Source organism: Kitasatospora sp. NPDC001547 (assembly GCF_042894165.1).
GTDB lineage: Bacteria > Actinomycetota > Actinomycetes > Streptomycetales > Streptomycetaceae > Kitasatospora.
Map to the genome: position 1 here is coordinate 208118 of NZ_JBIAVL010000001.1, position 26142 is coordinate 234259.

A 26142-nucleotide genomic window follows, 5' to 3' on the forward strand; every position below is an offset into this window, starting at 1 on the left:
GGCGGGTCAGTGGGGTTCTGGGGGGGCCCCCGCCCCCGCCGGCGCGTTACATCGCGGCTGCCGCCGGGGGAGGCACCCCAGCCGGGGGGGGCCCGCGGCGCGGGGGGCGGGGGGGGCCCCACGGCCGCGAGGGGCGGGCGGGTCCTACCGGTCGTGCAGCGCCGAGGCGCTGCTCTCCACCCGGGTGGTGCCGGGCAGGGCGATGAGCTCCGGCTTGAACAGCGGCTGGGTGTCCATCGCCGGCTCCCAGGTCGCCAGCTTCTCGTCCTGGGGCACCTCGATCCGCCGGTCCGCGGCGAGGTCGGCGACCACCTTCACCAGCAGGCGCACGCCGAGCGGGGCCAGGTGGTCGCGCCACAGGCTCTGCGCGGTCGAACCCGGCGGCACGAGCAGGTGCTCCTGGGCGGCCAGCGGGCCGCCGTCGGTGCGCTCGGTGAGGTGGTAGACGCTCCCGCCCGTCACCTTGTCGCCGTCGCGGATGGTCCACCGGATCGCGTCCCGGCCGCGGTGCAGCGGCAGCAGGCTGGGGTGGTACCCGATGGTGGCGACGGAGGCCCGGGCGCGCGTCTGCCGGCCGAGGAAGGCGTGCGAGTGCGCGGCGACGATGACGTCCACCCCGTCCGGGACGTGCATCGCGCGCAGCTCGGCCGAGTCCGTCCAGGGGATGTCCCGGGGGAACGCCCAGGCCCGCAGGCGGTCCCAGGCCATCGCGTCGCCCTCGTCGGACTTGCCCTTGCGCAGCCGGGGTGCGGCCGCGCCGACGATCTTGTGCCCGTTGTCCAGCAGGGCTTCCGCGACCTGGACCGCGAACGCCCCCTGTCCTGACATGTAGATGTTCATCCGCACTCCCGCGGTCGCAGTCCGGAGTGGTCGGGCTCGAAGCGCACCGGCATGGTGGAGAACCCGGTCAGGAAGTTGGACCGGATCCGCTGCGCCTCGTCGGTCTGCTCGAACCCGAGGGTGAAGTCCCGCAGGGCCTTCAGCAGTTCGGCGATCTCGACCTTGGCCAGGTACGAGCCCACGCAGAAGTGCGGGCCGTAGCCGAAGGCCAGGTGCTTGTTGGGGGTACGGCCGAGGTCGAACACCTCGGGCCGCGCGAAGACCCGCTCGTCCCGGTTGCCGGAGGCGTGCCAGAGCGTGACGATCTCGCCCGGCCGCAGCCGTACGCCGTGCAGCTCGGTCTCCCGTTCGACGCTGCGCCCGAAGTGCATGGTGGGCGAGGCCCAGCGCAGCACCTCGTCCACCGCGGTCTCGACCGCGACCTCGCCGTGCTTGAGCCGGCGCCACTGTTCGGGCTGGGACGCCAGCGTGCGGACGCAGTCGATCATCGTCAGCCGGCTGGTCTCGTCGCCGCCGATGATCAGGCTGTAGCAGTTGAGCACCACGTCCTCGTCGGACAGCGGGACACCGTCGATGGCGCTGCCGATCAGCATGCTGATCACGTCGTCGCCCGGCGACTCGCGCCGCTCCTCGACGACGTCCATGAAGTACATCAGGATCTCGTTGCGGGCCATCTCGGAGTCGACCTCGTCGACGTCCTCGTCGTCGGCCGAGAGCGCGGTCTTGGTCAGCGAGAGCAGGTAGTCCCGGTCCCGCTCGGGCACCCCGAGCAGGTTCGAGATGGTCGTCATCGGGATCCGGCTGGCGATCTGCTCCGCGAAGTCGCAGCCGCCGGACTCGACCGCCTCGCGGATCCACAGCCGGGTGTTGTCCCGGACGGTCCGCGCGACCTCGTCGAGCACCCTCGGCGACAGCACCCGCTGGAGGATCTTGCGCAGCTCCAGGTGCCGGGGCCCGTCGGTGACGGCCAGCATCCGGCCGGCCCCGGCGTCGCCGCCCTCCAGGAGGGTGACGAGCACGTTGCCGCGCTGGGACGTGAAGTTCACGTTGTCCCGGTAGGTGGCCATGATGTCGTCGTAGCGGGAGAGCACCCAGAACCCCCGGCGGCCGCCGACCGGCGGGTTCCAGTGCAGCGGCGCGGTGTCCCGCAGGCTGCGCCAGAACCCGTCCAGGTCGTGGTCCGCGAAGGTGGCCGGGTCGCCCAGGTCCACCGTGTCCAGTGCCGGTGCGCTCATGCTCACCAGTCCGTACGCCAGAAGCGGCGGGGCTGGAAGGGGTAGGTGGGCAGCGGCACGCGCCGGCCCGACCCGTCCCGGTGCAGGGCGTCGAAGTCCACCTGCTGGCCGGTCACCCAGGCGGCGGCCAGGTCGGCCAGCGCGGGCGCGTCCTGGCCGGCCGGCACGATCCCGCCGTCGGTGCGCCCGAAGGCGCCGGCGTCCGTCCGCGGGGCGGCGGCGGTCGACGTGACCGGGCCGCGGGCGTCGTCGGACAGCGCCGCGACCAGCTCCTCGCGGCTGCGCACCACGGCCGCCCACCGGCGGCCCATCACCTTGCGGCCGAGGTTGAGGGTGAAGCAGACGTCGTCCAGGCGCAGGCCGGGGTCGGCCTCCAGCCACTCCCTGAGCCGGGTGCGCTGACGGGCCAGCGCCTCGTCGTCCATCGCGGACAGGGTGGCCAGCCGCGGCCGGCCGGTGTCCTCGGGGGCGCGCTCGGCGGGCGCCGGCGCCTCCTCCAGCAGCAGGTGGGCGTTGTAGCCGCCGCCGCCGATCGAGGTGATGCCCGCGCGGCGGATGCCGGCCTCCGGCTCCCAGGCCGCGCCCTCGATCTGCGGCACGAACGGGGTGCTGGGGAAGTCGAGGTCCTGGTTGACCTCGGTCAGGTTGATCGTCGCCGGGAGGGTCTTGTGGTACAGCGCCAGCGCGGCCTTGATCGCGCCGAAGCCGCCGGACACCACGCCGCCGTGGCCGACGTTGCCCTTGACCCCGCCGATCGAGGTGGTCGCGGTCTGCTTGCCGAACGCCATGGTCGCCGCGTGCACTTCGAGCTCGTCGGTCATCGGCAGGCCGAGCCCGTTGGCCTCGTACATGGACACCGTGTCCGGGGTGACGCCGCCCACCTCCATGGCGGCGGCGATGCAGGCGCTCAGCCGCTCGGGCTGGGCCAGGCCGTACGCCATCGCGCTGACGCCGTTGTTGTTGACGGCCGAGCCCCGGACCACCGCGTAGACGTGGTCGCGGTCGGCGACGGCCCGGCCCAGCGGCTTCAGCAGCACGGTGACGACGCCGCTGGACAGCGCGGTGCCGGTGCCGTTGGCATCGAAGGGGCGGCAGTGGCCGTCCTTCGACAGGATGCGGTTCTCCTCCCACAGGTGGCCGCGGGGGTGCGGCATGCGCACCATCGAGCCGCCGGCGATCGCCATGTCGCTCTGACCGAGCAGCAGCGACTGGCAGGCCAGGTGCACCGCGTAGTGGAAGCCCGCGCAGACGGCGGCGACGGTGACGGCCTCGCCGGTGAGCCCCATGTAGTACAGCGCGTTGGAGGTCATGGTGTCCGGCGACCACGCCAGGCTGGCCTCGATCGCCTCCGGGCCGACCGAGACGCGGTCCGGCGGCGAGCTGTAGAGCGCGGCGGTCTGCGGGTTGTTGGCGCCGTACATGCCGATCTCGGCCTTGAGCCGGTCCGGGTCGTAGCCGCCGTCCTCCAGCGACTCCCAGGCGCTCTCCAGGTACAGCCGGTTCTCCGGGGTCATCGCGGCCGCCATCCGGTCGCTGATCCCGAACACCGACGGGTCGAACTTGTCGTACGTGTCGAGGACGCCGCAGGCCCGTACGTAGAACGGGCTGTGGATCAGGGTCTCGTCGACGTGGATGTCGTCCTTGGCCAGGAAGGAGACGGTCTCCCGGCCGTTGACCAGGACGTCCCAGAACTGCTCCTTGGTACGGGCTCCCGGTGCCCGCAGGGACATGCCGATGATGGCCACGTCACCCGGGTCGTACTCCTGCTCGGGGCTGTCGGTCATGGGAAGGCTCCTGCTTCGGTTGCTTCGGTTCGGGTGGTGGTGACGGGGCTCAGCGGCCGGTCGGGCCGCCGCGGCCGGCGGCGCCACCGCGGCCGCGCAGCGCGGCCCGGCGGGCGCCGGCCCGCTCGCGGGCCGACTGGACCACCTCGGGGGTGGCGCCGGCCTCCTCGTCGAGCCAGCGGGCGAGCGAGGCGATGTCGCGGAAGCTGAAGAGGTCGGGCACCCGGACGCGGCGGTCGAAGCGCCGGGTCATCAGCCGGGCGAGGCGGACCAGCAGCAGCGAGTCGCCGCCGAGGTCGTAGAACGCGGACTGCACGTCGATGCCCGACGGGTCGAGGTCGAGCAGCTGGCCCCAGATCTCCGACAGGGCCACCTCGGTCGGGGTGGCGGCGGCGGTCAGCGGCCGGTCGGTGCCGGCGGCCGGCGGCTCGGGCAGCGCGGCGCGGTCGAGCTTCCCGCCCGGGCCCAGCGGGAGGGCGGGCAGCGAGACCAGCGTCGCGGGCACCATGTAGTCGGGCAGTTCGACGGCGAGCCGGCCGGTGACGGCGCTCTGGAGCGCGGCGTCCACCCGGGGGCCGTCCTGCGGCGCGCCGTCGCCCGCCGGCACGACATAGCCGATCAGCCGGTTGCCCCGGACGACGGCGGCCGCCTCCCGGACCTCGGGGCAGGCGGTCAGCCGGGCCTCGACCTCCTCCAGCTCGATCCGGTAGCCGCGCAGCTTGACCTGGTGGTCGGAGCGGCCGAGGAACCGGAGTTCGCCGTCCTCGGTGAACGCCACGACGTCCCCGGTGCGGTACATCCGCCCGCCGGGGCGGAACGGGTCCGGCACGAACCGCTCGGCGGTGGTGCGCGGCCGGTTGACGTAGCCGTGCGCGACGCCGACGCCGCCGAGGTAGAGCTCGCCGGACTCGCCGACCGGCAGCGGCTCCAGGTTCTCGTCGAGCACGTAGACCAGGTCGGTGGTGGTCGGCGGGCCGATGGTCGGTTCGTCGGTCCCGTCCTCGGGGACCAGCCCGAAGGTGCAGAAGACCGTCCCCTCGGTGGGGCCGTAGGCGTTGAACACCCGGGTGGCGCCGGTCTCCCGGTAGGTCCGGTCCACCAGCTTGCGGCGCAGGGCCTCGCCGCCGAACACCACCGAGCGCACGTTCGGGGGCAGGGCGCCGGCGTCGAGCAGCCCGTTCATGACCGACGGGACGACGGTCAGGTGGGTGATCCGGTCCACGTACCGGCTCTCCGGCAGGTGCACGGCGCTCTCGACGAGCACCACGGCGCCGCCGCGGCACAGCGCGTTGAAGAGCTCCATCACGGACATGTCGAAGCAGACCGAGCTCGCCGCCGAGACGCCGCTCAGGTCGCAGCCCTCCAGGACCCGGTCCATCTCGGCGAGCATCGCCACCGCGCCGGCGTGCCGGACGGCCACGCCCTTGGGCCGGCCGGTGGAGCCCGAGGTGTAGATGACGTACGCGGTGTCCTCGGGCACGACCGCGACGGGCTTGGCGCCCGGCTCGGTCGTCACGGTGTCCCCGAGCACGACCACCGTCGGCCCGGGCGGGCAACTGGCCCGGGACGCGGGCGTGGTGAGCAGTAGTCGGGTGCCGCTGTCCTGGACCATGAAGGTCAGCCGGTCGGCGGGGTAGTTCGGGTCCAGCGGGAGGTAGCAGGATCCGGCGCGCAGCGCGGCCAGGACCGCCACCAGCAGGTCGGGGGTGCGTTCGACGCAGATGCCGACCGGGACGCCGGGGCCCGCGCCGTCGGCGACCAGCCGCTCGGCCAGCACCCGGGACCGCTCGTTCAGTTCGCCGTAGGTCAGGACGCCCGCGTCGGAGTAGACCGCGGTCGCGTCGGGGTTCTTGACCGCCTGGGCGACGAACTCGGAGTGCAGGGTGTCGGTCATCGGTGGGTCTCCTCGGGGAGGCCGGTCGACGCGATGTCGCCGAGGGCCTGGTCGGGTCGGGCGATCGAGTCGAAGAGCACGGTGCGGTACAGCGCGAGCAGTGCTGTCACGGTCTGCCTTTCCAGGTAGCTCGGTTTGAACTGGACGTGGCCGGCCACCCTGCCGTCGATGTCGGCCATCGAGATCTCGAGGTCGAACTTGGCGAGGTGCCTGCGCACCTGGAGCGGTTCGAGCGGCAGCGCGCCGTCCGGGGTGAGCGTCTCGCCGACGCCGTGGAAGAGCTTCACGGAGCGGGGGAAGGCGTCCGAGGACAGCCAGTTCACCACCACGTCGAACCAGGGGGAGCGGCCCTCGGCGCGCGGCGGCTTCAGCTGGGAGGCCAGCAGGTCGAGGGGGTAGTTCATGTGTTCCAGCAGGCCGAGCGAGAACGCGTGGACCTCGCGCAGCAGCTCGCGGAAGCTGCGGTCGCCGGCCGGGTTCGCCCGCACCAGCACGGTGTTGAGGTAGTAGCCGATGGCGGACTCCCAGCCGGGTTCGGCCCGCTGGGCGATGGCGGTGGCCAGCACCGAGTCCTCGGTCCCGGTCGCCCGGTTGAGGGTGGCGAAGAACCCGGCCAGCACGACGGTGCTGACCGACACGCCCTCGCGCACCGCGAACTCCCGCAGCAGGCGGGTCTCCTCGGCGCTCCAGCGGAACGCGATGTCGCGGCCCTCGTAGGTGACGCCCGGCGGCCGCTCCTTGCTGGAGAGGTCGAGGTGGGCGGGCGGGTCGGCCAGCTTCCGCGACCACCAGTCCAGCGCCGCCTCGGCGGCCGGCCCGGCCAGCCACTGCCGCTCCCACTCGACGAACTCGGTGTACGGGGCGACCGGCGCGCTGTCGGCGGGGTCGGCGCCCTCGTAGTACTCCTGGATCTCGCGGATCATGACGTCGGCCGACGCCGCGTCCGAGGCGATGTGGTGGACGAGCACCATCAGGTAGTGGTCGGCCGGCCCGCGCCGCATCAGGACGATCCGCACCAGCGGCCCGTTGTCCATGTCGAGCGGCTCGTGCCCGTACTGGGCCAGTTCCTCGCGGGCCTGTTCGTCGTCCAGGTCGGAGGTGTCCACCACCAGGAACTCGTACACCGGCTCGTCCAGGATGACCTGGTAGGGGCTGCCGCCCGCCTCCACGAAGACGGTGCGCAGCGCGGGATGGCGGTCCAGCACGGCCCGGACGGCGTGCTCCAGGGCCTCCTCGTCGACCTCGGCCCGGATCCGGGCGGTCACCATGAAGTTGTAGGGCACGGCGTCCGGCGCGACCATCTGCATGAACCAGAGCGAGGCCTGGCCGTGCGAGGCGGGTGCCACCTGGAGGCCGAGGCCCTCGGCGCGCAGCTGCTCCAGCGCCGGTGCGTCGGTGGCCTCCAGCAGGCCGCGGGCGTCGAGTTCCTCCACCAGCTCCTCGGCGTCCAGTTCGGACAGGTCCGCCAGGAACGAGGGCGTCGGTCCGGCCGCGGCGGCCGGTACCGGCGCCGGGGCGGCCGGGGGCGCGGCGGGCGCGGGCCGGGCGGCTGCCGGCGCGGCCGGGCCACCGGTGATCTCGACGAAGTGGTCGACCACCTCGGCGATGGAGCGCCCGTCCAGGAAGACCACCGGCGAGACCCGGTGGCCGAGCACCGCCTGCATCTTGTTGACCAGGCGGATCGCCAGCATCGAGTCGAGGCCGAAGTCGCGCAGGCCGGCGTTCGCGTCGAACCGGCCCACCGGCACGCCCAGCGCGTCGGCGAGTTCGGCGAGGACGACCTCCGCGACCGGCCGCTCCGCCGCCGGCTGCGGGGCGGCCGGCCGCGCCTCGACCGCCGGGGCCGCCGCGGCGGGCGCCGCCACCGTGGCGGCGGCGGCCGGGGCCGGGGCGGCCTCGCGGCGGGGCTCGGTGTCGATCCAGTAGCGCTCCTTCTGCCACTGGACCAGCGGGGTCTCCACGACCTCGACGTCGTCGGGGAAGAGGGAGTCGAAGGTCAGCGGCAGGCCCCGGACGTACAGCGAGGCGGCGGCGCCCAGCAGGCAGCGGACGTCGCTCTCCTCGCGCCGCAGGGAGTTGACCGCGTGCACCTGGACGCCGCGGGACAGCCCGATCTCCTCGACGGCGCCGCGCAGCGTCTCGTGCGGGCCGATCTCGACGAAGGTGGAGACGCCCCGGTCGACCAGCGCGCCGATGGTCTCGGCGAACCGGACCTGGTTGCGCAGGTTGTGCACCCAGTAGTCGACGTCGGCGACCGGGTCCACCGTGTCGGCCAGCGCCGTGGAGTGGAAGGGGATGCCGGGGGTCAGCGGGGTGATGCCGTCGATGCTCTCGCGCAGCGGCTGGACCAGCGGGTCCATGCCGGGGCTGTGCACCGGGCGCTCGACCCGGATCCGCCGGACCGAGATCCCGTCCCGCCGGAGGTCCGCCTCCAGCGCGTCGACGGCCCCGGGCGATCCGGAGACCGCGGCGCTGGTGGGGCTGTTGACCACGGCGACGGCGGCGTGCTCGGCGTAGGGGGCGAGCCGCGGCAGCAGCTCCGCCTCCGGCAGGTCGACCGAGATCATGGCGCCCTCGGCGGCCTTGCGCTCCAGCAGGTGCGAGCGGGCGACCACCACGCGGGCGGCGTCCTCCAGGGACAGCGCGCCGGACACGCAGGCGGCCGCGACCTCGCCCAGGCTGTGGCCGACGACGGCGGCCGGCTCGATGCCGAGGTCCAGCCAGACCTTCGCCAGCGACACCTGGAGGGCGAACAGCACGGGCTGCTGGAAGTCCATCTCCTCGTACCTGGCCTCCTCGGCCGGGGCGGCGAGGTGGTCGAGCACCGAGCAGCCGCCGGCCGCGCGCACGGCGGCGTCGCAGGCCTCCATCCAGGTACGGAACCCGGCGTGCGCGCGCAGCAGTTCGCGGCCCATGCCGACCCACTGGGTGCCGCCGCCGGAGAACACCAGCGCCACCCGCCGGTCGGCGTTGCCGGAGACCGTGCCCGTGACGACGTCGGGGTGCGCCTGGCCGGCGGCGACCCGGGCGAGTCCGTCCAGGACGTCCTGCCGGTTGCGGGCGAACAGCGCGATCCGGTGGCTGTGGTGGGTGCGCCGGGCGGCGAGGGTGTAGGCGAGGTCGGAGACCCGCAGGGCCGGGTCGCGTTCCACGTGGTTGGACAGTTCACGGCAGGTGTCGGCCAGCGCGCCCGCGGTGCGGGCGGTGACGGGCACCAGGTACGGCCGCTCGTCGGCCGGGGCGTCGCCCGGGCTCGGCGCGAGGTGCCGGCCCCGGTCGCCGGCCAGGAACGGGTGGGCCGCGACGGGGAGTCCGGCGGCGTACAGGGCGCCGAGCGAGCCGAGCAGGGTCGCGGCCTCGTCGGCGCCGCGCCGCAGCGACGGCAGGGTGGTCGCCGGCAGGATCTCCGACACCGACTTGAGCAGCAGGGGGTGCGGGCTGATCTCGACCACCGCGTCGACGTCGTGGTCGCGCAGCCTGGTCAGGGCGTCGACCACCCGGATCTCCCGGCGCAGGTTGTCCGCCCAGTAGTCCGGGCCGAGCTCCGCGCCGTCGACGGGTTCGCCGGTGACCGTCGAGATCATCGGGATGCGGGCGGTCCGGGGCCGGATGCCCGCCAGCTCGGCCTTCAGCGGGGCGAGGACGTGGTCGACCAGCGGCGAGTGCGGGGCGTGGCCCATCCGTACCCGGTGGTTGGTGACGCCCGCGTCGGTCAGCCGCCGGACGAGGTCGTCGATCTCCTGCGGAGTGCCGGTGACGAGCGTGGAGTTCAGGCCGTTGTGGCCGGAGAGGGTGAGCCCGCCGGTCAGGTGCGGCCGGACCTCGTCCGCGGGGGTCATCACCACGATGCCCTCGCCGCGGCCCACGGCCAGCAGCTGGAGGAGCCGGCCGTGGTGGGCGGCCAGGCGGGAGGCGTCGTCGAAGTCGAGCGCTCCGGCGACGTGGGAGGCGGCGAACTCGCCGACGCTCTGGCCCACCACGACGTCCGGCTCCACGCCCAGCGAGCGCCAGGTCTCGGCCAGCGCGACCTGGAGGGAGAACAGCAGCGGCTGGAAGACGTCCATGTCGTCGAGCCGGCCGTCGGGGGAGAGCAGCTGCTCGACGAGCGAGAAGCCCAGCAGCTCCCGCATCCGCTTGTCGGACCTCATCATGGACCGGCGGAACACCGGGTGGCCGGCCAGCAGTTGGCGGCCCATGCCGACCCACTGCGAGCCGTTGCCGGAGAACAGGAAGGCCACCCGCGGCCTGCGCCCGGCCGGCTCCCCGACGCTCAGCCCGGGGGCCTTCCCGCCGTTGCCGAAGGCGTCGAGGCTGCTCCTGAGTTCGGCCATGTCGCGGGCGGTGGCGGCGAGCCGGAACGGGCCGTCGCCGGGCGTGCGGCGGCAGAGCGCGCGCAGGTCGGTGCCGTCGCGCAGCGCCCGGGCCCGCTCGGCCAGTTCCTCGCGGGAGTCCGCGGCCAGCAGGAGGAGCGAGGACTCGGGGCGCGGCAGCTCCTCGACGGCGACGTGACAGATCGAGCCGCCGAACCCGAAGGAGCTGACGCCGCCGCGGCGGGCGTCGGAGCGCCGCGGCCACGGCTCCAGCCGGTCCTGGACGGTGAGGTTGTACTCGTCGAACAGGATCTGCGGGTTCGGCGCGCTGAAGTGCAGGCTCGGCGGCAGCACGCCGTTGCGCATCGACATCGCGAGCTTGACCAGGCCGACGATGCCGGCGGCCGCCTCCAGGTGGCCGACGTTGGACTTCACGGAGCCCAGCCGCAGCGGTTCGGCGCGGTCGCCGCCGAGGACGGCGCCGATGGCGTTGGCCTCGATCGGGTCGCCGAGCGGGGTCGCGGAGCCGTGGCACTCGATGTAGTCCACCAGGTGCGGTGCGACGCCGGCCCGCTGCCAGGCGGTGCGGAGCATCTTCTCCTGCGCCTGGGGGTTCGGCGCCGTCATGCCGTTGCTCAGGCCGTCGTTGTTGGAGGAGCTGCCCTTGATCAGGCAGTACACCGGCAGGTCGCGCTCCAGCGCCACGCTGAGCGGGGCGAGCACGACGACGCCGGCGCCCTCGCCGCGGACGTAGCCGTTGGCCCGGGCGTCGAAGGACTTGCAGCGGCCGTCCGGGGCGAGCGCGCCCATCGCGTCCATGGCGGTGTAGTAGTCGGAGACGAAGCTCAGGTTCACGCCGCCGGCGAGCACCAGGTCGCTCTCGCCGAGCCAGATCGACTGGCAGCCGGTGTGCACCGAGATGAGCGATCCGGCGCAGGCGGAGTCGATGGCCATGCTGGGGCCCTGCAGGCCCAGGACGTACGAGACGCGGTTGGCGATGATGCCGTCGTGCATGCCGGTCGCGGTGTGCGGGGTGATCTGGCTGTCGGGGCCGCGGTAGTGGGCCAGGGCGGCGTAGTCGCCCCAGCAGGAGGCCATGAACACGCCGGTGTCGCTGCCGACGAGGGTGTGCGGCGCGATGCCCGCGTCCTCCAGGGCCTCCCAGGACAGCTCCAGGATCAGCCGCTGCTGGGGGTCCATCTGGACGGCCTCGCGGGGCGAGATGCCGAAGAACAGCGGGTCGAACCGGTCGATGCCGTCGATGAACCCGCCCCAGCGGACCCGGTCGTTGAGCAGCTCGCGGCGCGCGGCCGGCACCGGTCCGACGGCGTCGCCGCCCTCGACCAGCAGCCGCCAGAACGCGGACGGGTCGGGCCCGCCGGGGAAGCGGCAGCCGATGCCCACGATCGCGACGGGCTCGTGCGAGGGCTGGCGGCGCTCGGTGCTCGGGGCGGGCTCCGCGGCCCGCGGACCGTCGACGAGGGCGCGGGCCAGCCCGTCGAGGGTCGGGTACTGCCACATCCAGGTCGCCGGGACCTGCCAGCCGAGGAACTCGGACAGCGCGGCCGCGAGGTTCACCGACCTCAACGAGTCCAACCCGTACCGGTGCATCGGCGCCCACCGGTCCACGGAGTGCGCGGAGATGTCCAACAGCTCGGCGAAACGTGATAGCAGGAAATCCGTGACGGCGGATATGTCTCGCGCCGCGCGCTCCTGGGGCATGGTGACTCCTCGACAGGGCGGGTGGAATGGACGGGTGGAGCTACACACCGATCGTTCGCAAGGGGGGGCTGGTCAGTACGTCCGCGTCGGGCCAATTCGGACACGAAGAAAAGGACTAGACCTGTACATGACATGATGGTTCATGCGATCGGGCAACGCGGCTCCTCTCGTGGCAGGAAGGGAGGTTCGAGGCGCTGACCACGCGACTCGGCGGCGCGCGCCGAGGGCGGGAGGCTCCGAGGACGGGGGCTTCGAAGTGACGTGGGCGATCGCGATTCAGCGGCTCACTGTGGAGTTCTCACCGGGTGCGTGCGGCCTTACCGAAGGTTCTGTCGCGCATTCCGCTGCCGGGATTCCGCAGCACTGGCGTTTCACCGCCGTTGAGCGCGGCGGGGCGTCGACTCCAGGATTGCGCACTTTGCGGTCCGGTTGCGGCAGTGGCGAGATTTGATCGACAAAGTGTCCGATTCGATCTCCTCGGACGGCACCGCCCAGTGCCGTCCGGGCGCCCCGGCGCGGAGTGGACAGCAGACGATCGACCAATGCAAGCTGTCCGCATGGCAGTTGACAAATTCGATGCGGCGTCAGCCGATGCCAACAGCTCCTTACCCCGACGTGCCGACCACCTCGGCCGCGCACCCGCCGCCCGCGACCTCGACGGCAGGCCCGCATGACCGACACCACGGATACCACTGACTCCACCGACTCCACCGGCACCGCGGCCGGTCCGGTCCGCCGGCCGGGACTGGCCCTCGGCGTGCTGGCCGGGGCGCTCGCACTGGACGTGAGCGGCCTCGGCGTCCTCAACGCCGCCCTCCCCTCCGTCGGAGAGCGCTTCCACCTCGACGAGACCACGCTCCAGTGGGTGATGACCGCCTACGCCGTCACCTTCGCCGGCTTCCTGCTGGTCGGCGGCCGGCTGGCCGACGTGCTCGGGCGGCGGCGGGTGTTCGAGGTCGGTGTCGCCCTGTTCACCGTGTCCGCGCTGGTCGGGGCCGTGGCCCCGAACACCGTGACCCTGCTGGGCGCGCGCGCCGTCCAGGGCATCGGCGCCGCCCTGTCCGGACCGGCCGCGCTGGCGCTGCTCACCGACACGTTCCCGGCCGGTCCGGCGCGCAACCGGGCCTTCGGCGTGTACGCGGCCGTCGGCGCCGCGAGCTTCAGCGGCGGCGTGCTGCTGGGCGGGGTGCTGACCGAGTTCTTCGGCTGGCGCTCGGTGCTGTGGTTCTCGGTGCTGCTCGGCCTCGGCGTGCTGGGCGCGACGCGGATCGGACTGCCGGACGGCGCCGGGCACCGCGGCCGGCTCGACCTGCCCGGCGCGATCACCGGCACCCTCGGCCTCACCCTGCTCATCGTCGGCGCCAGCGGCAACGGGGCGTCGGCGTGGATCGTCCTCGGCGCCGCGGTGCTCTGCCTGGTGCTGTTCGTCGTGCGCGAGCACCGCACCGCCGACCCGCTGCTCCCGCTCGGCCTCTTCCGGATCACCTCGGTGCGGGAGGCCAGCCTGGCGGCGTTCCTCCAGTACATGGGCTCGGTCGGGATGCTGTTCTTCGCCCCGCTGTACCTGCAGGGGATGCTGCACTACTCGCCCTTCGAGTCCGGCATGGCGCTGGTGCCGATGTCCCTGGCCGTGTTCCTCACCGCCAACTTCGCCACCGGCCGGCTGCTGGCCAGGTACTCCCCGCGGACGCTGATGGCCGTCGGCCTCGTCCTGATCGGGGTGGGCACCGGGCTGTGGCTGGGTACGCCGCAGGACGGCGACTACGTGCTGCACGTGCTGCCCGGCCTGGTGGTCAGCGGCATCGGCCAGGGGCTGAACTTCCCCTCGATGACCTCCGCGGGCCTGTCCGGCGTCCCGGAGCAACAGCAGGGCGTCGCAGGGGCGTTGAACGTGGTGACCCAGCAGATCGGCGCCAGCGCGGGCGTGGCGGTGATGGTCCTGGTCGCGGCGACCACCGACGACCAGCTCTCCGGCTACCACCTCGCCTACGTCACCGCCGCCGTCGCCTGCCTGCTGGGTGCGGCGGCCATCGCGGTGAGACGGCGGGCCTGAGCGCCCCGGCGTCGCGGACGCGGGTTTCGACGACAGACCCCAGGGGGCGGCGGTCGGCAGCAGCCGGCCGCCGCCCCCTTCGTCGGGTCCGGGGCCGGCGCCGAGGGCGCCGGGAGGCCCGGCGCCGGCTCAACCGGCCTTGGGGAGCTTGGAGTTCCTGGAGAAGGCCGCCGCCCGGACGTCCAGCAGGGCGAGCAGGACCGGCGGGTCGAGGACGTGCACCGGGCGCAGGCGCAGTTCGAGCGGGTCCAGCGGTACGTTCGGCCTGATCTCGATGGGGCCGACGGATCCGACGGAGACCTCGCCGGTGAGGACTTCGTCGAAGGAGGCGGGGACGGAGTGCGCGAGGAGGTACCAGGTCCCGGCCGGTACGTGTTCGAGGAGGAAGGCGCCGGGGCGGGGGAGGACGGTGCAGGCGGCCGGCCGGCCCTCCGGGATGCGGGTGCGGAAGAGGCCGACGAAGACCCGGCCGAGTTCCTCGGCGACGGAGGCCCGGATCTCGCCCTGGACGGTGGCGAGTTCCGTCGGCCGGCTCCATCGCCGGTTGTCGAGTTCGATCCTGGTGGTGAAGCCGCGTAACTGGCGGAACATGGTGGGCGAGGTGCCGACGCTGCTGGCGAACCGCGAACTGAAGGTGCCGACGCTGTTGTAGCCGACCCGGTGGCTGATCTCGGTGACGGTGAGGTCCGTTTCGATGAGCAGGCGTTTCGCGGCGTCGATCCGAATGGCGGACAGGAAGCGTCGGGGCGAGACCCCGGTCACCCGCTGGAATTCCCGGGAGAAATGGAATTTGCTGTAGATGGCGGCCTGGGCCATGTCATCTATCGTGAGCAATTCGCCGATGTTCTCGTGCATGACCTCGATCGCGCGGGCCACGGCCTCTTCTATTGCTGGCTTCAAGGCTGCTCCAGATTCTCGCATGTACCGGTGGACGACGGAAACTCCGCCCCGGTATTGCGTCCTGGAACGCGGCCGAAGGGGTGGGTGACCCTTGGCTACCGGAGCGCGCGAGGTTTCCCCATCTCCCTTCCGTTAAGCGGCGGTGACACAGTGTGTCGACCCGATAACGACTGATGACCGTAGCAGGCGGACATGACAAGTTCAACGGCTCCTCCCGTGCTTCCATTTGGCAAAGCCGAAGCATCGAATACTGGCCGGTATGTGTTTGAAATACTGCAGCAATTGGGGAGATGCGCCGGTGGGGGGTGCGTGGACGATGCGGATGGGGAGGCGGTGGGGCGGGCGGGCCGGTGGGGTGGGCGGGCCGGTGGGGCGGCCGCGCCGGGGGAGGCTCCCGCCGTCAGTCCGTTCCGGTCGCCGTGGTGTCCACCTCCCTCCACAGCCGCTCCGCCGAGGCCGCCACCGAGCCGACGGCGGCCTGCCGGGTGTCGCCGACGGCCACCATCAGCCCCACCAGCTGCGCCTCCAGCAGGCGGTCGGCGTCCCAGGGCTCGGTGAGGTAGCCGCCGAGCTCCAGAACGACCAGGCCGTGCACCGCCGACCACATCTGATGCGCCACCAGATCGGCGTCCGCCGCCCGGAACCGGCCCGCCTCGATGCAACGGGCGGCGCACTCGGAGACGCCGGCCAGCGTGTAACGGCCGTATTGCCGGTCCTCCTCACCGAGTGAGAATCCGGCCAGTGAGGAACCCCCGAACATCACCGCGTACAGGTGGGGGTTGGCCAGCGCATTGCACCGGTAGGCGCGGCCCAGCAGCGCCAGGTCGCTCACCGGATCGTCGCTGAACTCCACCAGGGTGAAGTAGTGCTGGAGCCGGGTGAACCCTTCGTGGACCATGGCGCGCACCAGTCCGCGCATTCCGTTGAAGTGGGTGTACAGGGCCATCGTGGAGGTGCCGATCTCGCTCGCGATGCGGCGGGCGGACAGCGCCTGCGGCCCTTCCTCCGCCAGCAGCCGGGCGGCGATGTCCACCAGTGCCGGACGGGCGCGGGGATCCGAGTGACGTGGACTCATTCCCTCAGTCAAGCAAAATGCCGTTATCCCAGGCACGTTCGAGCTTCACAACCCTCCGATCCCCGCACATTGCGAGAAGCGGCCGTCCGGACGCCGGGCATAGCTTTCCAGTCACCCGGCGCGACTTTCCGGGGTCAACGAGCGGCCGGAGACGATATCTTGACGATCCGTCGCGCACTCCCCACCCTCAGTCCCCACGGAGGTCGCTCTTGTCCACGCCCGCCCCCGGCCGCTCCACCGGCGCCACGCTGCTGCTCTCCCTGGGCAGCCTGATCGTGCTGGTCTCCTCGGCCGTGGCCTTCTACCACTCCTTCGCCATGGACCCGGCGATGCCGATGTCCCACATGCCGGCCGACGACGACCGGAAGCTGCACGGCATGGCGCTGTCGGAGATGCCGGAGATGTTCACCGCCCTCGGCGGACTGCTGCTCGTGGTGGCCGGCGCCGCCCTGCGCGGCCGCCCGAAGGCCGTCCCGGCCGACTCCGGGAAGGGCCGCGGCGGCCGGCTGCTGATCACCGTCATCGGCACCGCCGCCCTCACCATCGACATCAGCAAGACCTCCACCCTGGGCTTCGTCATACCGGGCCTGCGCACCGAGTACGGACTCGACCCCCGCACGGCGTCCCTGCTGGCGGTCTGCGGGCTGACCGGCACGGCGGCCGGGGCGCTGCTGTTCGGGGTGCTCACCGACCGGATCGGCCGCCGCAGCTCCTACCTGATCGCCACCCTCGGCTTCACCGCCACCAGCATGTGCGGCTCGATGCCCACCTTCGAGGGCAACCTGGTGATGTGCGCCCTGATGGGCGTGGCGGTCGGCGGCCTCGCCCCGCTGCTGATCACCCTGCTCACCGAGACCGTCGGCGGAAAGGTCCGCGGATCGGTGGTGGTGGCGCTCTCCGTGGTCGCCACCGCGGTCGGCTACCTGGTCGCCGCCGGCTCGGCGCTCTGGCTGGAACCGGTGTTCGGCTGGCGCATCCTCTGGCTGATCGGCGCCCCCACCGGCGCCGTGCTGGCCCTGCTCACGCCCTTCGTCCCCAACCGCACCTCCGCCCCCGCCCCGGCGGCCGAGGGCGCACCGGCCGTCCGGCACCTGCCGAGGTCCTCCCGGGCCCTCACCAGCGGTCTGCAGCGCGCCTTCGCCACCCTGATCGGGCTGCTCACCTTCGGCCTCACCACCTGGGTGCCGAGCCTGGCCAGGATCGGCGGCGTGCCGGTGCACACCGCGAACCTGATGCTCACCGTCGCGGCGGTCGCGATGATCCCGTGCGCCCTGCTGCTGATGCTGGGCTACCGCCGCTTCGGCCCGACCTCCATGGCGGCCGGCCTGGCGACCGTCACCGCCGTGCTGCTGCTGGCGCTCACCGCCAGCGGCGCGGTGGCCGAGGTGGGCTGGATCGCCGCGGGCGCGCTGGTGGCCGCGCTGTTCTCGGTGAACTCGATGGCGGCGATCTTCCTGCCGATCGCGGCCGACCTGGCGGAGCCGGAACGGCGCGGCCGCACCACCGGGTGGGTCTCGCTGTTCAACCGGCTGGGCGGCCTGATGGGGCCGCTGCTGCTGGCGAGCCTGGTGTCCTCGGCCTCCGCCGTCCTGGTGGCGGTCTCCGCCCTCGCCCTGCTGTGCGGCGCGGCCGCCTGGTACATCAGCCGGCGGCACCGACTGGCCCTGGCCACCCTGGAGCCGGCGGTGGACTGACCTGCCGTCAACTCATCCGCGGCAGGCCTGCCGACCGACGCAACCCGTCGGCCGGCAGGCCTGCCGTGCTTCGTCGCGCGCCGCCGGCGAGCCGGGCGCACGCCCGCGCTCCGCAGGGGGAGCGGGCGTACAGCACGAGCAGAGAAGCCCGCAGATCCGCACCCGGCCAATACTGGGCTGGCCCCCGCTGCGACGCCGCGCACCGCGCGTCGAGCGGGCGTCGGCACCCGGATCCCCCCTGGACGGAACCGGACCCCCTGGACGGAAGGAAGAGGCATGGCCGACTCGCAGGACGTCACAGCCGCACTGAAGGCCGACGGCGACGCCGTCGAAGCCCTGGTGGCGAACCTGGCGGACGCCGACTGGGAGCGGCCCACGCCGGCGCCCGGCTGGACCGTCGCCCACCAGATCGCCCACCTCGCGGCCACCTTCAAGCTGGCGGGCACCGCCGCGGCCGACCCCGAGGCGTTCAAGGCGCTGGCCGCGGGCGTCGGCCAGGACTTCGACGGCGCGGTGCAGCAGTCCCTCAAGCCCTACCTGGCCTCCGCCACGCCGAAGATCCTGCTGGAGCGCTGGAACGCCGAGCGGCGGATGGCCGAGCAGGCCCTGGCGGCCGTCCCGGCGGGGCAGCTGGTGCCGTGGCTGGTCCGCCCGCTGCCGGCGCCCGTGCTGGCCGCCGCCGGCATGATGGAGCTGTTCGGCCACGGCCAGGACATCGCCGACGCCCTCGGGGTGCCCCGCGAGCACACCGACCGGCTCCGCTACCTGGTCGAATTCGCCGTCCGCACCTGGGACTTCGGCTACCAGGCGCGCGGACTCGACACCCCCGACACCGAGTTCCGCTTCGAGATCACCGCGCCGTCGGGCGCCCGCTGGGAGTTCGGCCCCGCCGACGCGGAGCAGCGCGTCAGCGGCCCCGCCGTCGACTTCTGCCTCCTGGTGACCCGGCGCCGGCACCGCGACGACCTCGCCCTGACCGCCGAGGGCAAGGACGCCGACGCCTGGCTCGACGTCGCCCAGGCCTACCGCGGCCCGGCCGGCGAGGGCCGCACCCCGGGCCAGTTCGGTCCGTCCGCCAACTGACCGCACCCGTCCGGAATCCGTAGAGAGGGGACCTTCATGGCCACCCGTACCGACGAATGTGCCGTGGTTCTCGGCGGAAGCATTGCGGGCCTGCTGGCGGCCAGGGTGCTCTCCGAGTCCTATCCCCGGGTCGTCGTCGTCGAACGCGACCGGATCCTCGGGGTCCAGGGGCCGCGCCGCGGCGTGCCGCACGGCAACCACGCCCACGGGCTGGTCGCCCGCGGCCACCAGATCATGGAATCGCTGTTCCCGGGCCTCACCGACGAGTTGATCGCCGCGGGGGTGCGGCCCGGTGACTTCAGCAACGACATCCAGTGGTACTTCAACGGGCTGCGGCTGAGCCCCGCCCGCACCGGCCTGCCGTCCGTGCCCGCCACCCGGCCGGTGCTCGAGTACCACCTACGCGAGCGGGTGCGGAAGCTGCCGGAGGTGTCGTTCCTGGAGGAGCACGACGTCATCGCCCCGGTGGCCGACGCCGCCGGGCACCGGGTCACCGGGGTCAGGGTGCAGGCGCGCACCCCCGGAGCCGAGGAGCGGACGATCTCCGCGAACCTCGTCGTCGACACCACCGGCCGCGGCTCCCGGGCCCCGCTCTGGCTGGCCGACCTCGGGTACCAGGCACCCCCCGAGGAACGGATCGAGATCGACCTGGCGTACACCACCCGCCACTACCGGCTGGAGAAGGACCCGTTCGGCAGCGACATCGCCATCATCCCGGCCGCCACGCCCTCGCACCCGCGCGGGGCGTTCTTCTACCGGGTGCCCGGCGACGACAACCGGGTGGAGCTGTCGGTGACCGGCCTCCTCGGCGACCACCCGCCCACCGACCCGGAGGGGTTCCACGCCTTCGTCCGGTCGCTGCCCGTCCCCGAGATCTACGAGGCGATCCGGGACGCCGAACCGCTCGACGAACCGCTGCGCTTCCGCTTCCCGGCCAGCGTCCGCCGGGACTACCACCGGCTGGAGCGCTTCCCGGCCGGACTGCTGGTGATGGGCGACGCGATCTGCAGCTTCAACCCCGCCTACGCCCAGGGCATGACCTCGGCGGCCCTGCAGGCGCTCGTGCTGCGCCGGCACGCCGCCGGGCGGCGGCTGCCCAGGCCCCAGGCCTACTTCCGCGACATCGCCCGCGAGATCCGCTCGCCCTGGTCCTTCGCCGCGGTGACCGACCTGGGCTACCAGGGCGTCAAGGGCAAGCGGAACCTCCAGACCGCCCTGGTCAACCGGTACGCCGCGCTGGCCCAGCGGGCGGCGGTGCACGACCCCCGGGTGACCGACGCACTGGTGCGGATCGCCGGACTGGTGGCCACCCCACAGTCCCTGATGCACCCTCGGACGCTGCTGCGCGTCCTGCGCGCCGCCCGCCGCCCGGTGCCGCCCTCGGCCTTCGGCGTCACCGCGCCGTGAGGGCCTCCTCCGTCGTTCCGCTGGTACGGGAAAAAGTTTTTCGCGAGGATGTCGAAGTCGGCGGATCAGCGCCGACTTCTAAGTGAAGGCCCCACCGGGCGCCTCACGTCGCAAGGAGCGGAACGATGAAGTACCTGATCATGATGTACCCGAACGCCGACGTCCTGGCCGCGCTGCCGGAGGAGGAGCGCAACGCGGTCTTCCAGGGCCACGGCGCGTTCATGGAGAAGATCAAGGCGACCGGCGAGTTCGTCGGGACCCTGGCCCTGGCCGGCCCGGACCAGAGCTCCGTGGTGCGGGTGCGCGGCGGTGTCCCGGCGGTGACGGACGGCCCGTACGCCGAGGCCAAGGAATACGTGGGTGGTACCTACATCATCGAGGTCAAGGACCTGGCGCGCGCCCACGAGGTCGCCGCGATGATCCCGGACGCCGCTGTCGAGGGCCTCGGCATCGAGCTCCGTCCGATCGTCTTCAGCGAGGGCGCTGCCGCCTGACCGGCTGCCCGGGGGCCTCGCGGCCCCCGGGCTCCGTCCTGCCCCTCGGTAGTCCGTGCGCACTGTTATCGAGAGAGGACGAACACATGAAGGTTCCGGAGCTGCTCCGAGACAAGGTCGTCGTCGTGTCGGGCGTGGGGGCCGGTCTCGGCCGGACGCTGGCCGTGCGGTGCGCCGAGGCCGGAGCCGACGTGGTGCTCGCGGCCCGTACCTCCTCCTACCTGGACGAGGTGGCCAAGGCCGTCGAGGAGACCGGGCGCCGCGCACTGGCGGTACCCACCGACATCACCGATCCGGCCGCCGCGAGCGCGCTCGTCGCCGCCGCGCTCGACGAGTTCGGCCGGGTCGACACCCTGATCAACAACGCGCTGGTGGAGCCGCCGCACACCGAGCTGCAGGACACCGACCTGGACGACGTCCGCCTCGGCATGGAGGTGACCGTCTACGCGGCGCTGCGGCTGTCGAAGCTGTTCACCCCGGCCCTGCGGGACAGCCGCGGCTCGATCGTCATGGTCAACTCGTCCGTCCTGCGGCACTCCAAGCGTGCCTGCGGCGCCTACAAGATCGCCAAGTCGGGGCTGCTCGCGGCCGCCCAGATGCTCTCCACCGAGCTGGGCCCGGAGGGGATCCGGGTGAACACCGTGGCGCCCGGGCCGATGTGGACCGACAAGGTCAAGGACTTCATCGGCGGGCTCGCCGAGATGCGCGGCCTGACGCTGGAGGAGGGCTACCAGGAGGTGGCCTCCGACATGGACCTGCGCCGGCTGCAGACCCCGGAGGAGACCGCCGACGTGGTGATCTTCCTGGCCTCGGACCTGGCGCGCGCCGTCACCGGCCACTGCCTCGACGTCAACTGCGGCGAGTACCACCACTGATCCCGCGTCCGCCCCGGGCGGCCGGCGGACCACCGGCCGCCGTGGCCGGGACATGTCCCAGAACAGTCGAACAGATGTCCATTCGTGGAGCCGATGGTGTCGACCACCATCGGCTCCACGCGTCTGACCAGCGACGACGCCACAGCCGTCGGGGCCGTGCGGAAGTCATCTGAAAAAAGTTCCGCGAACCGGCGCAAGAATCGGTCGGCTGCTTCGACAACGTAGTGAGCGACCTTCCGAAAATGAGCGAAAGGAACAACACGGCCATGTCCGTCACTACAGCGGAGACAGACCTCCCTCGCACCACTGCACGGCCCTGGCTGGCACTCGCGGTCCTCGCGCTGCCGACCCTGCTGGTCGCGCTGGACGCGAACGTCCTGTTCCTGGCGCTGCCCGAACTCACCGCCGACCTGGGCGCCAGCAGCGTCCAGCAGTTGTGGATCACCGACGCCTACGGCTTCATGGTCGCCGGCCTGGTGATCACGATGGGGACGGTCGGTGACCGGATCGGGCGCCGCAAGCTCCTGATGGCGGGCATGGCGGTGTTCGCGCTGGCCTCGCTGGTCTGCGCCTGGGCGACCAGCCCGATCATGCTGATCGCGGCGCGCGGCGTGCAGGGCATCGCGGGTGCCACGCTGATGCCCTCCACCCTCGCGCTGATCACCAACATCTTCCGCGACGACAAGCAGCGCGGGAAGGCCATCTCGATCTGGGCCACCTGCACCTTCACCGGCGCCGCGCTCGGCCCGGTGCTCGGCGGCGTGCTGCTCGCGCCGTTCTGGTGGGGCGCGGTGTTCCTGCTCGCCGTCCCGGTCGCGGCCGTGGTGCTGATCGCCGGGCCCGTGCTGCTCCCGGAGTTCCGCCCCGAGCAGTCCCGGAGCCTGGACCTGACCAGCGTCGTGCTCTCCCTGCTGGGCATCCTCCCGGTGGTCTACGCGATCAAGGTGCTCAGCCTGGGCACCGGCAGCACCCTGACCGGCGTGGTGTCGCTGGCCGTGGGCCTGCTGTTCGGCACCGTGTTCGTGCGCCGCCAGCTCAAGGGCGACGACCCGCTGCTCGACCTGCGGCTCTTCGCGAACAGCTCGTTCACCGTCATGCTGACCGCGCTGGCGCTGGCCGGGATGGTCCTGGCGGGCACCGCCCTGAACGTCACCCAGCTGCTGCAGACGGTGCTCGGCTACACCCCGCTCGCGTCGGCCCTGTGGTTCGTCCCGATGGGCCTGTGCATGGCGGTGGGCACGATGTCCACGCCGGCCCTGATCCGTTCGATCCAGCCGCGGACCGCGATCATCGGCGGCATGTTCCTCTCCGCGATCGGCGCCGCGGTGCTGATCCTGGTGAACGGCGACCACGGCCCCTGGCCGATCGTGCTCGGCACCGCCGTCATCGGCCTGGGCGCCGGCCCGATGTTCGCGCTGGGCATCGGCCTGGTGGTCGGCTCGGTGCCGCCGGAGCGCGCCGGTTCGGCCGCCTCGATGGCGGAGACCGCGAACTACCTCGGTGGCGCGCTCGGCCTGGCCGTGCTCGGCACGATCGGCTCCGCGGTGTACACCAGCGAGATGAGCGGTGTCGACTCCGCGCAGGCCCGGGAGACCGTGGCCGGCGCCGCCGCCGAGGCCACGAAGCTCGGCGCGGACGCCTCCGCGGCGCTGCTGAAGACGGCGCACGCGGCCTTCGTGAGCGGCCTGAACGCCGTCGCGGCGGTGTCCTCCGCGGTCTTCGTCGTGCTGGCGCTGCTGGCCGGGATCTACTTCCAGCGGGCCGCCCGCAACAGCGGCCAGTGAGCTGACCGGCTGACCCGACGAGGCCGGCGCGGGACCCGAGGGTCCCGCGCCGGCCTCGGCCGTTGCGCCCTACTCCTCGATCAGGGAGAGGGTGCGGGTCGGGCACTCCTCGACCGCCGTCCGCGCGCCCGCCAGCTGGGCGCCCGCGACCCGTTCGGTCAGCACCACCACCGTCCCGTCCCGGTCGCTCTGGTCGAACAGGTCGGGTGCCGCGAGGTAGCACCGGCCCGCGCCGATGCAGCGGTCTTCGTCCGTACGGATCCGCATGGCTTCCTCCCTCACCAGGTGACCGGCAGCGCGTGCAGGCCGTAGTTGACGTGCTCCTCCTTGAACCGCAGCGACTCCACCGGCTCGGCCAGCCGCAGCTCGGGGATGCGCTCGAACAGGGTGCTCAGGACGACCTCCAGTTCGGTCCGCGCCAGGTGCTGGCCGATGCACTGGTGCGCGCCGAAGCCGAAGGCCAGGCTGCGGTCGACGCGGTCGAGGTCGAAGGCGTCCGGGTCCCGGAACCGCTGCGGGTCCCGGTTGGCCCCCACCGTCAGGCCGAGCACGCCCTCGCCGGCGGCTATCCGGACCCCGCCGATCTCGACGTCCTCCAGGGCCACCCGGGAGTTGGCGATCTCCGCGATGGTGAAGTACCGCACCAGCTCGTCGATCGCCGCCGGCCAGCGCGACGGGTCGGTGGCCAGCGACTTGCGCAGCAACGGGCGGTCCAGCAGCAGCATGGCGCCCAGCCCGATGACGTTCGCGATGGTCTCGTGGCCCGCCATCAGCAGCATGAAGGCCATGCCGACGAGGTCGCGGTGGTCGGGGACGCCCGGCTCGCCCCGCCGCGCCGCGAGCCGGCCGATCAGGTCGTCGGTCGGGTTCCGCTCCTTGTCGGTGACCATCTGGTCCATGTAGCCCATGAGCTCCCCGGTCGCCTGGGCGCCGGCCTCCGGGGTGTTGGCGTTCATCACCGTGAAGGAGATCCGCAGGAAGAACTCGCGGTCGGCGAACGGGACGCCGAGCAGCTCGCAGATCACCAGCAGCGGCACCGGGTTGGCGAAGCCGTCGATCAGGTCGACGGGGCGCGGGCCGGCCAGCAGCCGGTCCACGTACTCGTCGGTGATCTCCTGGATCCGGGGCCGCAGCCGGTTGACGCTGCGGGGGGTGAAGTCGGCGGCCACCGCGCGCCGCGCCAGGGTGTGGTCCGGCGGGTCCATCCCGACCAGCGAGGTGGAGAACTCCGGCGGGGGGACCTGGTGGTCCATCATCAGCGGGTACCCCGGGCGGCGCAGGTCGGAGCTGAACCGGTTGTCGCCCAGCATCGCCTTGACGTCCTCGTAGCGGGTGGCGGCCCAGGCGAGCTTGCCGCTGGGCAGCCTGACCTTGCCCAGCGTCGGGCGGTCGAGGAGCTGCCGGTATCCGGCCGGGAGCGTGTACGGGCACGTCCGGCGCATCGGGTAGGACGGGTGCTCGGAGTGGTCGGAGTGGTCGGTCAGGTCGGCCGGGTCGGCCATGGCTGTCTCCGATCGTCGTGTGATGGTGGTTCAGGTCTGCGGCTGGGGTTCCGGGTTCGGTCGCTTGGGGGCGCGCTGGGCCGCCGGTCGGCTCCAGCGGCGCATCGCCGGCATCTCGACGGACTTGTGCAGGACCCAGGCGAGCGCGACGCACAGGGCGTAGAGCGCGACGACGAACGCGACGGCGACGGGCGTGCTGAACGCCGTCGGGGTGTACGAGTGGGCGTAGCCCACCAGGTCGCCGGCGAACGCCGCGTGCACCGCGAACATCACGGTGATGTGGATGACGTAGAAGGCGAAGGACAGTTCCCCGAGCCACACCATGAAGGGCGTGCCGAGGACCGTGGGCCGGCCGGACAGGTCCCGGGTGGCGAGCGCGCCGATCAGCAGCGCGGCCGGGACGGGGTAGAGCGCCGCGATCCCGAACGGGATGGGCAGGTGGAACAGCAGCAGGAAGACGGCGAGGTTGAGCAGGGCGGCCGGTACGATCCGGATCCGCGGCCAGCTCCCGGAGGCGACGATCCGGGCGAGGAACATGCCGATCACGAAGTCTATGCACCGCACGGGCGGGAAGAAGTACAGCGCCCACAGCTGGGGCCAGGACCCGGCGGGGTAGAACTCGCTCGGCGGGAAGCCGGAGAGCAGCGGGTAGCTGACGGCCGGGAGCAGCACGGCGGTCGCGCCGAGGCCGATGATCCAGGACCACAGCGCCCGGTTGCCGAGCCGCCGGACGTACCGGACCAGCAGCGGGAACATCGCGTAGCAGAGCATCTCGACCGCGAGCGTCCAGGTCGCGCCGTTGAACTGGTACATGATCAGGTCCTGGGAGGGCCACCAGTTCTGCACCAGGAAGAGGTTGGCGAGGGCCGGCCCCCACCGGATGGTCTCGCCCGCGGCGGCGAACTGGCTCAGGGCGATGACGCCGATCAGGACGTGGGAGGGGCCGATGCGCACCAGCCTGCGCCGCCAGAAGCCGGTGGCGGTCTGCCCCGGCTTGGCGGACCAGGTGAGCACGAAGCCGCTGAGGACGAAGAAGAACGAGACCGCGAGGAAGCCGATGCGTCCGTCGCCCGTCAGGGTGCTGAAGACGGAGAGGGCGTCCGGGTCCTTGAACGCGCCCAGGACGAGCGCGTGGCTGGCGAAGACGAAGACGACCGCGATGGCTCTGAGGCCCTCCAGTGACGGCAGTTTCGCCGTACGGGTCGGTTGTGGCGAACTCATGGGTGAACCCCTGTCTCCGAGGTGGGGACCGCTGGCGCGGTCCCGGCCGATCATGGGTCGGGCGCGTGGTGCCACTCGCGTGTTAGTCGTAACCGGGGGAGGAGATTCGACAACATGTTTTCTTCCAACGTGCTGCCCGTGGATCTCCGGTCGGCGGGGTCCGGACGCGCGGACGGGGGGGGGGGGGGGGGGGGGGGGCCGGCCCCCCCCCCGGGGGGGGGGGGGGGGGGGGGGGCGGGGGACGCGGGGGGGGGGGGGGGGGGGGGAGG

17 protein-coding genes are annotated in these 26142 nt (G+C 72.6%); 7 read left to right on the forward strand and 10 right to left on the reverse strand.

Annotated elements, in window-relative coordinates; translation table 11 throughout:
* Positions 1-144: 144 nt before the first annotated feature.
* The 5 genes from ACFY0X_RS00930 to ACFY0X_RS00950 are packed head-to-tail and all read right to left on the reverse strand — an operon-like array spanning position 145 to position 11785.
* A complete protein-coding gene (locus ACFY0X_RS00930; protein ID WP_387747354.1) occupies positions 145-840 on the reverse strand; it encodes a formyltransferase family protein in 696 nt (231 codons plus the stop codon).
* Complete coding sequence (locus ACFY0X_RS00935; RefSeq protein ID WP_387747356.1) at positions 837-2075, reverse strand: cytochrome P450; 1239 nt, start codon at positions 2073-2075, stop codon at positions 837-839. Before ACFY0X_RS00935 ends, ACFY0X_RS00930 begins: the two co-directional genes overlap by 4 nt.
* Before the next feature lie 2 nt (positions 2076-2077).
* Positions 2078-3859: a beta-ketoacyl synthase N-terminal-like domain-containing protein gene (locus ACFY0X_RS00940; protein WP_387747358.1), complete on the reverse strand. Its 1782-nt coding sequence runs from the start codon at positions 3857-3859 to the stop codon at positions 2078-2080.
* A gap of 49 nt (positions 3860-3908) precedes the next feature.
* Complete coding sequence (locus ACFY0X_RS00945; protein ID WP_387747360.1) at positions 3909-5753, reverse strand: amino acid adenylation domain-containing protein; 1845 nt, start codon at positions 5751-5753, stop codon at positions 3909-3911.
* Positions 5750-11785 (reverse strand): acyltransferase domain-containing protein, encoded by a 6036-nt coding sequence (locus tag ACFY0X_RS00950; protein ID WP_387747362.1) that lies wholly within the window; start codon positions 11783-11785, stop codon positions 5750-5752. Before ACFY0X_RS00950 ends, ACFY0X_RS00945 begins: the two co-directional genes overlap by 4 nt.
* Before the next feature lie 670 nt (positions 11786-12455).
* Here ACFY0X_RS00950 and ACFY0X_RS00955 point away from each other — a divergent pair.
* On the forward strand, positions 12456-13838 hold the full coding sequence (locus tag ACFY0X_RS00955) for an MFS transporter (protein ID WP_387747364.1): 1383 nt from the start codon (positions 12456-12458) through the stop codon (positions 13836-13838).
* Positions 13839-13967: 129 nt separating this feature from the next.
* Here ACFY0X_RS00955 and ACFY0X_RS00960 read toward each other — a convergent pair whose 3' ends face one another.
* Both ACFY0X_RS00960 and ACFY0X_RS00965 read right to left on the reverse strand, forming a co-directional pair.
* The gene (locus ACFY0X_RS00960; RefSeq protein ID WP_387748048.1) at positions 13968-14693 is read right to left on the reverse strand and encodes a helix-turn-helix transcriptional regulator; all 726 of its coding nucleotides are present in this window, start codon (positions 14691-14693) and stop codon (positions 13968-13970) included.
* A gap of 445 nt (positions 14694-15138) precedes the next feature.
* Positions 15139-15813 carry a TetR/AcrR family transcriptional regulator gene (locus tag ACFY0X_RS00965; protein WP_387747366.1) on the reverse strand — a complete coding sequence of 225 codons (675 nt, stop codon included), beginning with the start codon at positions 15811-15813 and terminating at the stop codon, positions 15139-15141.
* Between the two features lie 209 nt (positions 15814-16022).
* Here ACFY0X_RS00965 and ACFY0X_RS00970 point away from each other — a divergent pair, with 209 nt between their 5' ends.
* The 6 genes from ACFY0X_RS00970 (at position 16023) to ACFY0X_RS00995 (ending at position 23150) form a co-directional block, all read left to right on the forward strand.
* Positions 16023-17507, forward strand: a complete 1485-nt coding sequence (locus ACFY0X_RS00970) for an MFS transporter (RefSeq protein ID WP_387747368.1) — start codon at positions 16023-16025, stop codon at positions 17505-17507.
* A gap of 276 nt (positions 17508-17783) precedes the next feature.
* Entirely contained in the window at positions 17784-18590 is an 807-nt protein-coding gene (locus ACFY0X_RS00975) for a TIGR03084 family metal-binding protein (protein WP_387747370.1), read from the forward strand.
* A 36-nt stretch (positions 18591-18626) separates the two neighbouring features.
* The gene (locus tag ACFY0X_RS00980; protein ID WP_387747372.1) at positions 18627-19997 is read left to right on the forward strand and encodes an FAD-dependent oxidoreductase; all 1371 of its coding nucleotides are present in this window, start codon (positions 18627-18629) and stop codon (positions 19995-19997) included.
* 125 nt (positions 19998-20122) lie between these two features.
* Positions 20123-20491 (forward strand): YciI family protein, encoded by a 369-nt coding sequence (locus ACFY0X_RS00985; protein WP_387747374.1) that lies wholly within the window; start codon positions 20123-20125, stop codon positions 20489-20491.
* 86 nt (positions 20492-20577) lie between these two features.
* On the forward strand, positions 20578-21366 hold the full coding sequence (locus ACFY0X_RS00990) for an SDR family oxidoreductase (RefSeq protein ID WP_387747376.1): 789 nt from the start codon (positions 20578-20580) through the stop codon (positions 21364-21366).
* A 266-nt stretch (positions 21367-21632) separates the two neighbouring features.
* Positions 21633-23150 carry an MFS transporter gene (locus ACFY0X_RS00995; RefSeq protein ID WP_387747378.1) on the forward strand — a complete coding sequence of 506 codons (1518 nt, stop codon included), beginning with the start codon at positions 21633-21635 and terminating at the stop codon, positions 23148-23150.
* A 69-nt stretch (positions 23151-23219) separates the two neighbouring features.
* On the opposite strand, the gene ACFY0X_RS01000 is transcribed toward ACFY0X_RS00995, so the two are convergent.
* Genes ACFY0X_RS01000 through ACFY0X_RS01010 form a run of 3 tightly spaced genes read right to left on the reverse strand, consistent with a single transcriptional unit; the run spans position 23220 to position 25873 of the window.
* Positions 23220-23417, reverse strand: coding sequence for a ferredoxin (locus ACFY0X_RS01000; protein ID WP_387747380.1), 198 nt, complete (start codon positions 23415-23417; stop codon positions 23220-23222).
* A gap of 11 nt (positions 23418-23428) precedes the next feature.
* Positions 23429-24652 (reverse strand): cytochrome P450, encoded by a 1224-nt coding sequence (locus ACFY0X_RS01005; protein WP_387747382.1) that lies wholly within the window; start codon positions 24650-24652, stop codon positions 23429-23431.
* Between the two features lie 30 nt (positions 24653-24682).
* Entirely contained in the window at positions 24683-25873 is a 1191-nt protein-coding gene (locus ACFY0X_RS01010) for an acyltransferase family protein (protein WP_387747384.1), read from the reverse strand.
* Between the last annotated feature and the right edge of the window lie 269 nt (positions 25874-26142).